Here is a 13,323-nt window from a genome sequence, read left to right on the forward strand (position 1 = left end):
CTCATGTCCTCATTTTTTCAGGGTCCGTACTCATGATGTCAAAGAGCTTGGTGTGTTGTGGAATCTTATTCTTGAATGGGACAACGGTGGAACCGGCCTTAATTAAGCCTGCCCCTTTTTCAGGATTAACTAAGTACTTCTCCAGCTCTTTAGAAAGCCCAAGCATATGTACCAATTCTTCTCGATCGCTCTTAGCCTGTTTCAAAAGAATCATGAACTCGCTATTGGCAATAATGCGTCTGCCATTGGCATCCAAAAGAAGCGTTTCTACATTCTGAGTAATGCCTGTCGGTATCGCACCATACTTACGGACACGACTCCAAAGTTTGAAGAAGAAATCAGAGGCATACTTGTCTAATAAGAGAAGCTGCATTTCATCAAAGTAAATCCAGGTCTTCTTCCCTAGTTTTTGGTTTTTGACCACCCGATTCCATATCTGGTCAAAGATAACCATGAGGGCAATCTGTTTTAATTCATCGCCTAACTTTTTGACATTGTAAATCAGGAAATGACTGTCTGTTTTAATATTGGTTCGATGTGAAAATATGTCCAGCGACCCTTCCACATAGAGTTCCATATCCAGTGCCAAGTCCTTAGCTTCCTGTTCAGGTTGTCGAGCTAAGACAAAGACCCATTCGACCAAGGATGGTGTGACAAAATGCTTATAGGTGAGTCGTGTCACACGGTCAATCAAGGACTTCTCACGACCATCCATTTTGCGGTCCAAGAGCTTTCCAATCCAAGACAAGAGAAATTCGGACTTGACCTTAACTGGATCCTCATCCATATTCTCATCTGATAGATCTAAGACATTTAAGAAGGTAGTGGAATCTGGGGCAATATCAATACTCTCCCCGCCAAAGGCTTGACCGATAATACTATACTCATTTTCTGGGTCAACAATAATAATTTCAGTATCACTATCTGCTTCCTTGAGCTTAGTTGAGATGATTTCGTGTTTTGTCGCCATCCCTTTGCCAGCTCCAGAAGTCCCTAAAATCAAACCTGACGGAGTATTTAACTTGCCACGGTCAATACTGATGATATTACTTGAGATTTGATTGATGCCATAAAATTTCCCACCCTTGTCCTGAATATCTACGGAAGTCCAAGGGGCATTCACGGCAATGTTTGAAGTCAATAGAGACCGAGAAACACCTTCGAGATAGTTCTTCCCAAATGGCAAGAGACTATTAAAAGCAGCTTCTTGCATATAGGTCAAATTATCAATAATCATATCATTAGACCCTGCCACTTGCTTGATAATATCAAGAGATTGTTTGAGTTGATCTTCAGTATCCGCCAGCACGCCAATTAGAAATACGGTGTCAAACAGTTTATCTCCTGTCTGGGTCATGGTTTGAAGAAGAGCTTCTGCTTCATTGATGTTGTTCTCAAGAACATGGCCGACCTTCTCCAAATAGATTCCAGTCCGAGCCATCTTTTGTTGTTCCCCAATCTTTTGCGATTCCATCAAGGTCTTCTTGGTTCGTAGCTTGGTCATGGTTTCAGACTTGGTAGAGCCTTTAGCATGTAGGCTCATCATCACTTCCAAATCTGACTGCATGAGGTCACGAATAAATTTATCCCCTAGTTCCATACCGTAATCACGAACATAGACAATCTGTAATAATCGATCGTCCAATTCAATATGATTCTTATGTTTAAAGGAAAGGTAGGTTGGGGCAATAAAGTGTTTGGTGGATTGACCTGAGAGGGTCAAATCCTTGTAAGAGAACGGTGAATGATTTTCACCACGCAACATATCCGCAAGGACATTCACTCGCTCCTCTCCACCGAGTAAACCAAGAGATACATCAATCTCTGAAAAGCCACTCTTGAAATATTCCCCAATCTGTGACAGAGAACGAAAAGCTACTTTTGGTGTTTGGTCGCTCTTGCCAAATGAAAGAAACTTGACGGCTGAAAAGTTGTTCTCACCCGCCTCTAAGTTGGCATCCATCATGCGATTCAATTCATCACGATAAGCATCAAACCCATCTTCCTGCAAGGGATAGAGAATACTCTTACGGAATTTTTCCAAATTAACTTTTTGATTGAAAATAGTCAGTTGGAAATTGGTCTGATCATCCAGTGAATTGATTAAATCGGAATATTTCTCCACGATAGCTCCCTTATCATCTAAGCCAACTGTTTGATAATTAACATCTCCTAAAAGATAGGTTTGTGAGAAATAACTTGGACTGACCTGCATAAGGCCATTCTGAAAAAGCCCTTGATAGGCTAACGTATTTACGGTAGAAGGTCTGATCTCCTGTTTCTGTGTTTTCGTCTTTTGCTTTTGGTCATTAGAAGAGGTCTTTGGTTTCATTAAGTGTTTTAATTTTTTCACGTTGGTCTCCTTTTCTTCCAGTAAATGTACGATCTGGTACTGTTAGTTCATAATGAAAACGGTACTTGAGGTAGGTTTCAAATGGTAAATCATTAGGGCGATAGACCCCAAATAACATGAGTGGAATGGTAAAGCTAAAAACAAAACCATAGACAAACCAATCCCCAAATTGCCAATAAAATAGGTTCAAGCCCAGTACCAAAATGGTTAGGGCGACAGCTGGAAATACAAAAATAACCTGTCTAGTTGTAAATCCCAGCCATGCCCTGTGTTGAACCTTTGAGATGTCCTTAAAGACACGTGTGTTCATAAATGTTCTCCAATCTAAGTAAGCTATAAAAAGAGGAGGCGAGATAGTGACTCCCTTCCTCCTACATCCCCAAAATACTTCGGGCGGTTCGTTGACTACCTACTAAGGCAATGATTAACAATATGGCCTGTACCAAGCCACCAAACATAATGGCGAGTGATTCCATAACTCCAGCTCCATTTGATACGGCAATCTTTCCAGCCGATTCAAACAAGGGAACAAGAGATACAATTAGAAAAATCAAAATACCTTGAACGGCATATACCATGATGTTTTTAAGGTAACCAATCCCAACACTTCTCCAGTCATCACTAAGAAAGGTCGGAATGGTAACAGGGGCAAAGGGTATCATCAGATAGAGTTGTATAAAGCGAATGGTAATCAAGATATTGACAACCATGATACTGGCCATTCGTACCAACCAAATGAGAATCGCAAAAAAGCCAATAATCATTTTACCTACAATTCCAGATCCCTTAATGCCTGAGATGGTATCATAATTAGCACCACCATTTGTGACAAGACTTGCCACTTGTTCAATAACATAAGAGGCAATGGCAATAATGGCTTCCACAATAACCGTCGTATTGGTAATCACGACCGCGACCATGATGTAGCTGACAATCATAGGTGCCATAGCTTCAAAGGTCATTGCACCACCTGAGTTTGCGATTTTCTTGGCCATTTTTGAAAATTCGAGTACGAGAACAACCGCAAGAATAGCTACTCCCAAGGGTTGCATAATCCCCTTGGTAATGGCTGTCATGTAAGACCAAACCGTCGGATTAAAGTCCGCTAGTGACTTAACCAAGTTGGCGGTTGATTCTAAATCCACTTGAAACCCTTCAAAAAGGCTATCGCTAGACACTTTTTCAGAGGCTAGATATACAAAAGATGACGTAAAATTCATTATCATGTCATGTGCTGTCCTCCCCTAAATGGTAATCTGAGTCACAAAAGTACCCGCGGCTCCCACCATGACCCCACCAACAATTTCTAGAATGGCATTTCGGACACCTGGCCCACCATCTTTAATGTTGGTTGAAAGGTTGATAATGCCCATGACAACAAGAAAGGCTCCTACTGCAATCAAACCTTTTTGTAATAGAGACATGGCTTGGGAGAACATGGAGCTGGCGTCCACTCCGTAAACAAAGCCTGTTAGTTTTTGATTCATATAATTCCTCATTTCTATTAATATAGTGTCGTTTCTGTGCTTAAATCCCTTATTTTATGGCCTGACAAATCTACTTCTTCCTCAGCGGTTAGGGGATCGATGTGATAGTGCCACCAGCGTTCATCAGACTCCTTATCCGCAAGCCATTTCCAATTCTTATGTTTGGGTGGAAAATATTTCTTGGTTCGAAAAACAGGAACCCCTGCAATGCGTACAAGGCACTCATCTCGTTTCATATTCCCGACTTCATCAGCCGTCATCAAGTCACGGGCAATTTTCTGGTGAGAGGTAGAACTTGAGCCAGTCTGCCCAAAAGAACGACTGGTACTTCTGACATCAATGGTTTGTTTGCCTAATAGACCACTCATAAATTTGAAAGTTTCCTCGTCATTTCCACCCAAATAGAGGAGGCTATCACAGTTTCCCAGAATAGTTTTCCAAGCCTCTTTTTCCTTATAAAGTCCTTGGAGTTGGGCGATATTTTGTAAGATTGGAACTAGACTCATGTTCCTAGAGCGAACTGTTGAGGTTTGTTCAGCAAAGTCTGGGATTTCTCCGACATTCGCAAACTCATCCAGATAGCTTCTAACATGAATCGGCAGTTGCCCTTTAAAGTCAACATCAGCCTGTCTGGTCAAAGTGGAGAAAACCGTAGAGAAAAATAAAGCAGATAGGAAACGAAAGGTAGTGTCATTATCTGGAATAACAAGATAGACCATGGTCTTTTGAGTGCCCCACGTTTTCAAATCCATAGTGTCTCTTTGCGTCAAATCAATCACCGATTGAATATTAAAAAGGGCAAATTTAGCTGTTGTGACCGCAATCACCGAATCCAATGTCTTATCCTTATAGTTTTGAAAATCTGCCCAATTTCGCATGGTAAAGTTCTCGTGACCATATTTTTTAGCGTAATCTTCAAACAGGACTTCAAGTATACTTTTGTCCTGATTATCTCCCTTTGATAAGAGTTTGATGAGTTTACCAATCTCAGAAAAGGCTGGATAACGGCCACGTTTACGTCTTGCTTCCTGCTCTTGCTTGGAACTTCCTGGTGGATTGTAAAAATCTACCAAATAAGAGGCAATAGCTCTCACCAATGTCATGGAAGCCTCGTCCCAAAATGGATCACTGCGCGAACCATTTCCTTTGGTATTATTAAAATAGACCGTTAACATGCGGTTCAAATCATTCTCTGTTTCTACATAACGAAAGGGATTAAAACCGTCCGAATTAGTCATATTAACCAAGTCTAAAACCTTGACCTGATAACCGTTCTCTAAAAAGAGTTTACCTGTCTTCTCAGCCAAATGGTCTTTAGGATCAACGACAATATTGGAACAATTAAGTTGGATAAGGTTGGGCTTCACAAAGCGAAAGGTCTTGCCTGCCCCAGAACCCCCAATGACAATCAAATTTTTATTTCGGTCAAACTGGGGTTTCTTCTTTTCCAACAAGGTTAGACGAACATCACGAGCCAAAATCGTGTCATTGAAAGGATTCTTACTGTAAAAGTTCCGCTTTTCCTTACTGTTTCCAAATCGTGCAGAACCGTATTCTTCCCCTTCTCGATAGACCTTCTGTCCTGTCGATACATAAAGATAGACTAGCGTCATCGTTAGAACCCCAAGGATAAAGGCAAGAAGAGATTTTTGAGTAAAGGAAAATAGCCATAAAGGATTGAAAACCTGATTTAACCCCTCTCCTAAGAGGTAGGCAATACGTTCCATAGGTGGGGCATTGGTTAAACTATCATAGAGCAGGGTTAGACGATGGCAGAAATAACCAAAGGCGAGCCCCAAGAGTCCAAAGACAAATGCTTTTTGCCTGGAATACATTACAAGGTCACCTCCTTGGTTTTGACTGCCGAAGGTTCTGTCACTCTAATTTTCTCTTTGGCCAGTTCTATCTCTTGATCCAAGGTTTTATCAAAGGTTAAACCTTCTAGCTTCTCTGGATTAGACATCAGTTTCTTCAACAATTCATCCAAGTGATGATCAAGCAAGGTCTTATCCTTGGCATAAAAGTAGAGATAGTCTTTTTGCCAACTAATTGCGATTGGCAGTTTTTCTGACTCCATCAACTCCTTAAATTTCTCCACATCTATTGGCTTATCCAATATGTCTTTACTAACATCAATCGCTTCAATGGCGTAAGGGCTTTGAAGAAGTTCTTCCAGTTTTTGAACCCCAATCTTATAAGCTGAATCTTGAGCTAAGGCTTGCCTAGCCGACCATTCTAAGAGCTTTAAGAGGGTTCTAACTGTCAATAAACTACTTCTTTCCACGTATTGCATCGCTTGACGTTCTTGTTGTTCAGATGACATGGTGACCTCCTCTTTTTTTCGATTCCCTCTCAAACATAAGGTGTTTCCATAATACGGAAGCACTCTTGATTTTGGTATCACAAGAAAGTTACGACATAAGCCAAACTATTCCAAAGTAAATGTAAGGCGATTGCCGTCATACAATCAGTTTTCAATCGAACAACAGCCAAGGTCAAGCCAAGACAGCTATACATGAGCCAACTCCCTAACTGATTAGGTCCATGGGATAGAACAAAGAGAAAACTGGTCACGCCTATTTGTTCAAAAGGGAATGTCAATTTTTCCCACAGAAATTGCCTATAAACAATCTCTTCAAGGATACTTGCATTGGCCAGAAACAATAAAAAGATAATAGGAAGAACCTGTTTTCCTACTTGTACCAATACCGCTTGATTCCTAGTCTGAACTGGAAATAGGAAGCTGATGAAGACTGCAAAAGCAACCATAGCCACAAAGCCAAGAAGCAACCAACTTAGGCGATTTTGTACGCCCACAAATTTTAATTGAACAGTTTTATGACGGGCAATCTCTAGGCAAGTCACACTTAATAGGACCAATTGTAGCAAGACTACACTCTCTATTGTCAGATACTCTTTCAGGTATAAACTCACCAGAAGACTGTTAAGCTGTATGGCTAGAAAAAACACAACTATCCTTATCATTGTCACCTCTTGAATAAATCTTCATAATCAATATCTAAGACTAGAACGATTCGCTCAACCCATCTAGTTTGTGGCATCAGACGATTGGATTTGTAATGTCGCAGTTTTTGATAGAGGCGATTAAATTCACTGGGATAAACATATTGACCTTTGAATACTTTGCGAGCTAGTTCTGCCCAAGTGAGGTCTTTTTCTGCCAGAATGATTTCTAAATTGTCCCAAAATCGTTCATTCATCTTCACACCTACCCTGTCACTTGTTTCATCAGGCTGGCCTGAAACAGTTCTTCTTTTACCTGTCTGGGAAGAAAGGTTCGCACTTCGTCTAGCCCAATAGCTGGATAGACATGATTCTGACAAACAATGAGTGGCAACCGAAGATTCTGGTCTGGCTTTTGGAGAATGAGCTGAATCATCTCATTCAAACTTATCGAATATTGACGTTTAAAGCGAAGAAATCGTGGCGACAGCAACTCAAAACAATCCGTGGTTTTGGCAAAGAGTGACAGTAAGATTTCACGGTTTACATCACACGCTTTTGTACAACGATAAGTCACCCCATAGGTCGTCAAAATGGTTAGTAAATCTTGATTTGTATTGGCATTATTTCCTAGATATACCTCAAGCATAGGCTCCTCCTTATAGGGTTAGGCTATTTTCAACTGTTGGTTCAGGAGTTGAGAAATAGCGACTCATATCAATGGGCATCCGTCCTTCACCAAAGCACTTGACCGTCACTAAAGTCGTTAAAATGCCATCCTTTCCCCTAGCAGAATAATTTTCACCAAAGGCACGAAAGGCCAAGTGATTGTCTTTCGTCAATAATGTATCTACACCATTTTTAATATCCCTAGTTTCCATAAAATCCGAAATTCGATGAAGATTGGATTCGTAGAATAGGGGATCATTCATCTCTTTGTGGTAATCATCTTCAAAAGTCACCTCAAAGTCACAATCAAAATTGGGGAGCGACAGTATCTTTTGTAATAACTGATTGGTTTCAACTTGGTGAATATGTTCATCTAATTCAGTACACTCTAGGATACTTTTCTTATGTAGTAGGTTCATGTTTTTCTTCCTCTTCCGTTCTTCTAAATTCTCTCGCAATGGCTTCAATAACTGTGACAGTCACGCTATTGCCGGCCTGTTTGTATAGTTGGCTCTTACTAGAAACACTCTCTGCTCTTTCATAAGCCCAGTCAGGAAAGCCTTGAAGTCTGAAACACTCTCTTGGTGTCAGTCGTCTTATTCTCAAGCGATAAAGTTTCCCCTCTAAGACAATGCCTGTGACTTCATACCACTTATCCTGTCGATATTCCAGAGCAGCAACCACCACTCCCATATTGTCTGAAGTCGTCAGAGTATTGGATATTCCCTTTCCCACACGTCCCCTACGTTTGGTTGAGTCTGGATAAGCCAGATTGACAGAGTCTCCAAGAGTTGCCTTTGCGTACCCTGTTTTTGTGGCTTCCTTGATTTTCAGAAATGGCAGCTCCTCCCTCAGCAAAATCTTTGGCACCTTGTCTCCACCTTGCATGGTGGTCAAAGTCGGTGACAAGCCAGAAATGTCAAATACTCTTCCAGTCTGGTCAAAGCTAGTCGGCAGATTTCCTGCGACAACAACTCCGTGTCTGTCTTGACTGGTCAAAGTAAACATAGGGTCTTGATTGTCCTTAAATCGACGACCATGTTGCCGTTTTTCTAGTCTATCTGGTGTTAAGACTGGAATGGCGATTTTAGCTCCCTCTCCTTTACCTCTTGTAAGTGTAGGAGCAAGTCCACTCATCAGATAGACTTCACCATTCAAACCACGTTTAGAGGGATTGATATTTCCTAGCCTTTCAAGATGAGCTGGGCTGTTTTCTCTTCTGAGAGGAAATATGAATCTGGAACGGTATCTTCTAGAATGTCCGATAATAAAGACCCGCTCTCTGTTTTGCGGGACTTGGAAGTCCTTACTGTTAAGCACCTGCCATTCGACATCATACCCCAATTCATCCATCGTGGAGAGGATAGTGGCGAACGTCCGTCCCTCGTCGTGATTGAGTAGGCCTTTGACGTTTTCCAAAAATAGAAAACGTGGTTGGATTTGTTTGGCCGCTCGAGCAATCTCAAAAAAGAGAGTCCCTCGAGTATCTTCAAATCCCAGTCGTCTGCCTGCGAGTGAAAAAGCTTGGCAAGGAAATCCCCCGCAGATGATGTCCACTTGCCCTCTAAATTGTCTAAAGTCATGGTCTGTGATCTCTTTAATGTCATGGTATTCTATTTCCCCTTCTGTGTTAAACATGGCTTTATAAGATGTTCTGGCGAATTTATCAATTTCACAAAAGCCCAGGCATTTATGACCCTGTGATTCCATCCCTAGCCTAAAACCGCCTATCCCAGCAAATAAATCTAAAAATTTCATTTTTCCTCTCTTTCCAACTAAAAAAGAGCCTTACACTTGTAAAACTCTTGCTTATATATGATCATCCATTTCTGGTGCACGGATGATTTCAACAATCAAAATGACGATAGAAATCAGATAGATTCCACCTAGTATCCACCAAATCACCTTATTCACCTCCTTTTACTTCTTGTCGTCTCAGTTGCTTGGTCCACTCTGACAGCACACCATTAAATACGTATTCAGCTATTACTTCCGCTGACCGAGCAAATCGCATATGTTCCAATGCATACTGATAACGGTCACTAAAATAAATCATGGCATAGTCACTAGCAGACTGAGATAGACCTGTCTGTCTTAACTGGTCATGAACCAAACCCCAAATATAGTCTCGATCGTACTTGGTCACGCCATCGACTTTTGAAGTAAAGTTCTCTTCTTGTTTCTCATCTACTAGCTGCCTCTCCTCCTCGTCCTCAATAAGGAAATCACTCCCTTTAGTTTCACTATATTTAGTCTCACTTCCTTCAGTCTCACTAGGGGCTGAATATAAGACCGGCCCCGTCTTTCTTTGAGACCCCCCTAGTGTTTTTTTAACACTAGCCCCGTCTGTATGTAAGACTGGGGTAGTTTCATGTTCTAATTCCCCCAAGTAAATTTTATTTGCCATTCGACCTCTTTCACTAGAGGATTGTTGGACTTCATCAATTAAGCCATAGTCACGTAAGGTTTTCTTGATAGAGAGTAATTTTGACTTTGAACAGCCTAAAAGTGCCATCAGATTGGAATTGGAATAAATCAAGTAAATAGCCCCATCCTCATCAATCCAGCCCTTACTCAAAGACAACTCCAACCGATCTTTTAAAACCGCGTAGGCTACCTTAACCTCCAGTTTTATATCCTTATACCGTTCACTCTCAAACAAAATTTTAGGGAGTTTATAATAACGCTCTGATGTCTGATATTGATTAGCGGTAATACGTTTCATGATTGTCCCTCCAAGACTAAAATTCCAACATTTCCAAATTCATCAAATCGGATTAAACCTACTTGTTCCAATTCATCAACAAGATGAGTTGCTTTCACAATATCAACTCCTAAAATAGCCACGAGATGACACATCACGATTTGGCGTGATGATTGTTCCTTCTTTTGCATGAATTCCTCCTGAAAATAAAAAAACGAGAACACTTAGTAAAATGTCCTCGCTTGTGCGATATGATATTATAAATAAAAAATAAATTTTTCCTCCTTAATGACAGATTGTAGAACACTCAAATCCTTGATTTGACAGCGTTTTAAGCACCTGTCATTATTATGACACAATCCCCGCCAGGAAAAGCAACTCCTGACCAGCGATAGCGTTCAGGATCCCGAATTTGCACTACAACATTCCCACCTTTATCCTCAATCAAACACATATTGGTCAGTGTGACCATTTCTTTTCTAGCCATCATAACTCCTTACATTTCAAAACAAATCTGTCAATCAATTTCTCTCTGTCACAATCAACAATAGAAACCAAGTACATCTATTCTATCAAAAAAAGCCAAGGCCGACTAGCCTTGACTGAACACTACCATCGAGGATTGGCTTCAAAAACCCAGCGACGGGTCCAACTATGACTTTGCCCCGGCGAAAGCCTAATGGTCTGAATAATTTCTGGACTGACAATGTGGTCTGTCGCCCATAGGAGTAAGCTGGTCGGCTTGACACTATCAATCCCAGTTACGCTAGCCTGGGCTCCCTTATGACTGAGTTTCCAGGTAAATGTATCACCGAGGTTTGCCTTATCGGTGCTAAGAACACTGAGGGAAACATCCGTTTCACATTTTTCGAAGGTGATGGCCTTACCATCCGCAATAAAGTTGTTATGGTCATAGCCACCAAAACCTTCTAAGCGATCATGACCCAGATCATTCATATCTGGCAAGTCCAGATGGTAATCCGGTGAAATAGCCATACCGTCGATACTCAAGAAATTATGGCAATATTCTTCTGTTTCAAATGCCTTGTCGCCAACATTGGTGATTGTGGCTTCTAAAATAAGAGTATTCTCCTCGATCCGAATAGTCTTTTCAATCTCAGCAGCAATTCCCAAACAAGCTACCGCTTCTGTAAAAAATGTAGCAGAAGTTTCCGTATGGCTGTAGGTGACAGGATAGGGAATGACCTCATCGTATTTATGGGCAAATTGGTAACCTAGTTCACTATCCTGCTTAATCAAGCCCACACCTAATTTAGGGAAATAGTCACCAACTTGAGCCCCAGCAGAAAAATCTCCTGAAAATTCGCAACACAGCCCTCTACCACCAGACGATAAATGCCGTAGGTTCATAGGCTCATTAGCACCAAAGTGTGTATCGCCATCCAGTGTAACATCTGAAATAAAGCCTGCTCGATCAAAACGAAAAGTATCATTTGGCCGTTCGCCTGGTTCAGAAATTTCAACACGTAAACGATTATTGGTCAGTAAAATCATAAAAACCCTCCTTGATTCAGCCTTATTATAGCACATCAAAGCGGGTCATTCAATGATTGTTATATTATTCTTTTAAGTTTTTGTCTGCTAATTCCAAGATCATTCGGTATTCTATTCGCTCTGCTCCTAGATTGACAATTTTCTTTAGGCCATCAAAACGGAAGCCAACCTTTTCATAGAAGGCAATTGCACGCGCATTCCCCTCCAATACCCAGAGAGAAACCCGATGGTAGCTCTGCAATTTTTCCAAGGCCGCCTGCATCAACTGGTAGCCAATCCCACGATCATAGAAATCCGCCAAAACATAGAGGGCGTAGATCTCGCCAGCCTCCTGTAAATCTTCCTGACTGCTGGCACCATGGCAGACAAAGCCGATGACTTGGTCATCCTCCAGAGCAACCAAGATATTTTGAGGATAACGGACAGCCCAGTCTTGACACCGTTCCAAGGTGTAGGTCTTTTGGAGAAAATCCTGCGGTAACAAATCAGCATAGGCTTCCTGCCAAGCCTTCCAATGAACATAAGCCTTGCCTTGAATTTCCTTCTCAGTTTCCATATCTTTGATAAACATATACTACCTCAAACTTTTAACAGTACATTTTATATTATATCATTCTACATGGTATTAACAAGATAAAAAGGCTCTTCCTTACCAAACCAGAAATAGCTGACTGGAGAATAGAGAGCCTTTTACTTTCATTGAATTGGATTTTATTGTAAATCGTACGAAACTACAAGCTCTTCCATCATAACTGCTAGTCGCATCTGAATAAGAGCTACTTATCTTCGCTAGGTTTGATAGAGTCCATCTAGGCTAGATGGACCCTGCCATTTTCTGCTAAAAATCTACAAGAAACCAATTATTTTCCTAATAAAATTTTCTTAATGATAGTTAGATTTTTTTTTTTTGGGGGGGGGAGAGTTATCTTTAATAAATCATTTGATTGGTAAACAATCATTTTCTAGTAGACAATCTTGCAGCTTTTACCCTAGCTAGAAAGGGCGATATATAAAATACCACTACTAGTATATCACCCCCCCCCCTCATTTTTCAAGGCTTTTGCTTGAATTGTTTAAACAATTTTATATTTACTATTCCAAACCCAGAGCTCGAAATAATCTGTGGCTATTTCAATTTCTTCCTTGAGGTTGCTCAATTATATGTGAAAATTAGAAATGCGGAAAAAAATGTCATACTTCCGCTCCGGGATTGATAGGTAAACCTAAAAAATTCCCAGAGCTAGTGGAGGTCCAAGCATTCACGGTTAGACCGAATAACCATTGTTCCACTGTTCCATAGCTGGATCTGTTACTAGTCTATCTAAAAATGGGAAAAAGGGAGTGGGAAAGAACTCGACTAGTTAAAAAAGAGTTCGTCAACAAGTCCTTATTTCCAGTTGTTGAGCTGAAACAGTCTATCCCCAGACTGTTTCACTCCCACCCCCGCACAGCTCAAAAGGTTCAGTGAACCTTTTGAGGTTGGAAATAGAGCGAACTTTGTTCGCAACAGTCGTAATGGTCAGATTTGGAGTGTAAAACACGAACAAATCTGCCAATCAACCGCTGCGCTGAGATGTTGACACGAACTCTGAAAAGTGGTGATAGGCTTTTTGCCCAGCTTCTTTCAATAG

At 40.9% G+C, this 13,323-nt stretch carries 16 protein-coding genes; all 16 read right to left on the minus strand.

Features of this window, described 5'->3' with window-relative positions; genetic code table 11:
* Nucleotide 1: 1 nt before the first annotated feature.
* The 16 genes from RFK25_RS00100 to RFK25_RS00175 all read right to left on the minus strand — a co-directional run bounded on the left by RFK25_RS00100 (nt 2) and on the right by RFK25_RS00175 (nt 12,263).
* On the minus strand, nt 2-2,353 hold the full coding sequence (locus RFK25_RS00100; protein ID WP_332410527.1) for a VirB4-like conjugal transfer ATPase, CD1110 family: 2,352 nt from the start codon (nt 2,351-2,353) through the stop codon (nt 2-4).
* On the minus strand, nt 2,310-2,663 hold the full coding sequence (locus tag RFK25_RS00105) for a PrgI family protein (RefSeq protein ID WP_001097579.1): 354 nt from the start codon (nt 2,661-2,663) through the stop codon (nt 2,310-2,312). Before RFK25_RS00105 ends, RFK25_RS00100 begins: the two co-directional genes overlap by 44 nt.
* A 61-nt stretch (nt 2,664-2,724) precedes the next feature.
* A complete protein-coding gene (locus tag RFK25_RS00110) occupies nt 2,725-3,579 on the minus strand; it encodes a conjugal transfer protein TrbL (RefSeq protein ID WP_332410529.1) in 855 nt (284 codons plus the stop codon).
* Nucleotides 3,580-3,597: 18 nt separating this feature from the next.
* Nucleotides 3,598-3,840 (minus strand): hypothetical protein, encoded by a 243-nt coding sequence (locus tag RFK25_RS00115; RefSeq protein ID WP_001072183.1) that lies wholly within the window; start codon nt 3,838-3,840, stop codon nt 3,598-3,600.
* 17 nt (nt 3,841-3,857) lie between these two features.
* Complete coding sequence (locus RFK25_RS00120) at nt 3,858-5,675, minus strand: VirD4-like conjugal transfer protein, CD1115 family (protein WP_332410530.1); 1,818 nt, start codon at nt 5,673-5,675, stop codon at nt 3,858-3,860.
* A complete protein-coding gene (locus RFK25_RS00125) occupies nt 5,675-6,163 on the minus strand; it encodes a hypothetical protein (RefSeq protein ID WP_002936460.1) in 489 nt (162 codons plus the stop codon). Before RFK25_RS00125 ends, RFK25_RS00120 begins: the two co-directional genes overlap by 1 nt.
* A gap of 77 nt (nt 6,164-6,240) precedes the next feature.
* On the minus strand, nt 6,241-6,825 hold the full coding sequence (locus tag RFK25_RS00130) for a CPBP family intramembrane glutamic endopeptidase (RefSeq protein WP_332410531.1): 585 nt from the start codon (nt 6,823-6,825) through the stop codon (nt 6,241-6,243).
* A gap of 2 nt (nt 6,826-6,827) precedes the next feature.
* Complete coding sequence (locus RFK25_RS00135) at nt 6,828-7,061, minus strand: hypothetical protein (RefSeq protein ID WP_001005705.1); 234 nt, start codon at nt 7,059-7,061, stop codon at nt 6,828-6,830.
* A gap of 8 nt (nt 7,062-7,069) precedes the next feature.
* A complete protein-coding gene (locus RFK25_RS00140) occupies nt 7,070-7,453 on the minus strand; it encodes an arsenate reductase (protein WP_024380710.1) in 384 nt (127 codons plus the stop codon).
* Between the two features lie 10 nt (nt 7,454-7,463).
* A complete protein-coding gene (locus RFK25_RS00145; RefSeq protein ID WP_043029205.1) occupies nt 7,464-7,892 on the minus strand; it encodes a hypothetical protein in 429 nt (142 codons plus the stop codon).
* On the minus strand, nt 7,876-9,231 hold the full coding sequence (gene dcm / locus RFK25_RS00150; RefSeq protein ID WP_332410537.1) for a DNA (cytosine-5-)-methyltransferase: 1,356 nt from the start codon (nt 9,229-9,231) through the stop codon (nt 7,876-7,878). The genes RFK25_RS00145 and dcm overlap by 17 nt, the downstream gene beginning before the upstream one ends.
* A gap of 148 nt (nt 9,232-9,379) precedes the next feature.
* Nucleotides 9,380-10,198, minus strand: coding sequence for a replication initiator protein A (locus tag RFK25_RS00155; RefSeq protein WP_332410539.1), 819 nt, complete (start codon nt 10,196-10,198; stop codon nt 9,380-9,382).
* Nucleotides 10,195-10,368 carry a hypothetical protein gene (locus tag RFK25_RS00160; protein WP_074393223.1) on the minus strand — a complete coding sequence of 58 codons (174 nt, stop codon included), beginning with the start codon at nt 10,366-10,368 and terminating at the stop codon, nt 10,195-10,197. Before RFK25_RS00160 ends, RFK25_RS00155 begins: the two co-directional genes overlap by 4 nt.
* Nucleotides 10,369-10,508: 140 nt before the next feature.
* Entirely contained in the window at nt 10,509-10,664 is a 156-nt protein-coding gene (locus RFK25_RS00165; protein ID WP_332410684.1) for a DNA mismatch repair protein MutT, read from the minus strand.
* Between the two features lie 122 nt (nt 10,665-10,786).
* Nucleotides 10,787-11,692 carry a hypothetical protein gene (locus RFK25_RS00170; protein WP_332410545.1) on the minus strand — a complete coding sequence of 302 codons (906 nt, stop codon included), beginning with the start codon at nt 11,690-11,692 and terminating at the stop codon, nt 10,787-10,789.
* A 64-nt stretch (nt 11,693-11,756) separates the two neighbouring features.
* On the minus strand, nt 11,757-12,263 hold the full coding sequence (locus RFK25_RS00175) for a GNAT family N-acetyltransferase (protein ID WP_332410548.1): 507 nt from the start codon (nt 12,261-12,263) through the stop codon (nt 11,757-11,759).
* Nucleotides 12,264-13,323 lie beyond the last annotated feature (1,060 nt).

Origin of the sequence: Streptococcus sp. SS-4456 (assembly GCF_036680365.1) — a bacterium.
Classification (GTDB): domain Bacteria; phylum Bacillota; class Bacilli; order Lactobacillales; family Streptococcaceae; genus Streptococcus.

Bases quoted from the DNA above. Each gene is read 5' to 3' on its own strand.
- RFK25_RS00170 (WP_332410545.1), bottom strand. From the start codon at position 11,692: ATGATTTTACTGACCAATAATCGTTTACGTGTTGAAATTTCTGAACCA.
- RFK25_RS00135 (WP_001005705.1), bottom strand. From the start codon at position 7,061: ATGAATGAACGATTTTGGGACAATTTAGAAATCATTCTGGCAGAAAAA.
- RFK25_RS00160 (WP_074393223.1), bottom strand. From the start codon at position 10,368: ATGCAAAAGAAGGAACAATCATCACGCCAAATCGTGATGTGTCATCTC.
- dcm (WP_332410537.1), bottom strand. From the start codon at position 9,231: ATGAAATTTTTAGATTTATTTGCTGGGATAGGCGGTTTTAGGCTAGGG.
- RFK25_RS00110 (WP_332410529.1), bottom strand. From the start codon at position 3,579: ATGATAATGAATTTTACGTCATCTTTTGTATATCTAGCCTCTGAAAAA.
- RFK25_RS00140 (WP_024380710.1), bottom strand. From the start codon at position 7,453: ATGCTTGAGGTATATCTAGGAAATAATGCCAATACAAATCAAGATTTA.
- RFK25_RS00175 (WP_332410548.1), bottom strand. From the start codon at position 12,263: ATGTTTATCAAAGATATGGAAACTGAGAAGGAAATTCAAGGCAAGGCT.
- RFK25_RS00125 (WP_002936460.1), bottom strand. From the start codon at position 6,163: ATGTCATCTGAACAACAAGAACGTCAAGCGATGCAATACGTGGAAAGA.
- RFK25_RS00120 (WP_332410530.1), bottom strand. From the start codon at position 5,675: ATGTATTCCAGGCAAAAAGCATTTGTCTTTGGACTCTTGGGGCTCGCC.
- RFK25_RS00105 (WP_001097579.1), bottom strand. From the start codon at position 2,663: ATGAACACACGTGTCTTTAAGGACATCTCAAAGGTTCAACACAGGGCA.
- RFK25_RS00130 (WP_332410531.1), bottom strand. From the start codon at position 6,825: ATGATAAGGATAGTTGTGTTTTTTCTAGCCATACAGCTTAACAGTCTT.
- RFK25_RS00115 (WP_001072183.1), bottom strand. From the start codon at position 3,840: ATGAATCAAAAACTAACAGGCTTTGTTTACGGAGTGGACGCCAGCTCC.
- RFK25_RS00165 (WP_332410684.1), bottom strand. From the start codon at position 10,664: ATGGCTAGAAAAGAAATGGTCACACTGACCAATATGTGTTTGATTGAG.
- RFK25_RS00145 (WP_043029205.1), bottom strand. From the start codon at position 7,892: ATGAACCTACTACATAAGAAAAGTATCCTAGAGTGTACTGAATTAGAT.
- RFK25_RS00155 (WP_332410539.1), bottom strand. From the start codon at position 10,198: ATGAAACGTATTACCGCTAATCAATATCAGACATCAGAGCGTTATTAT.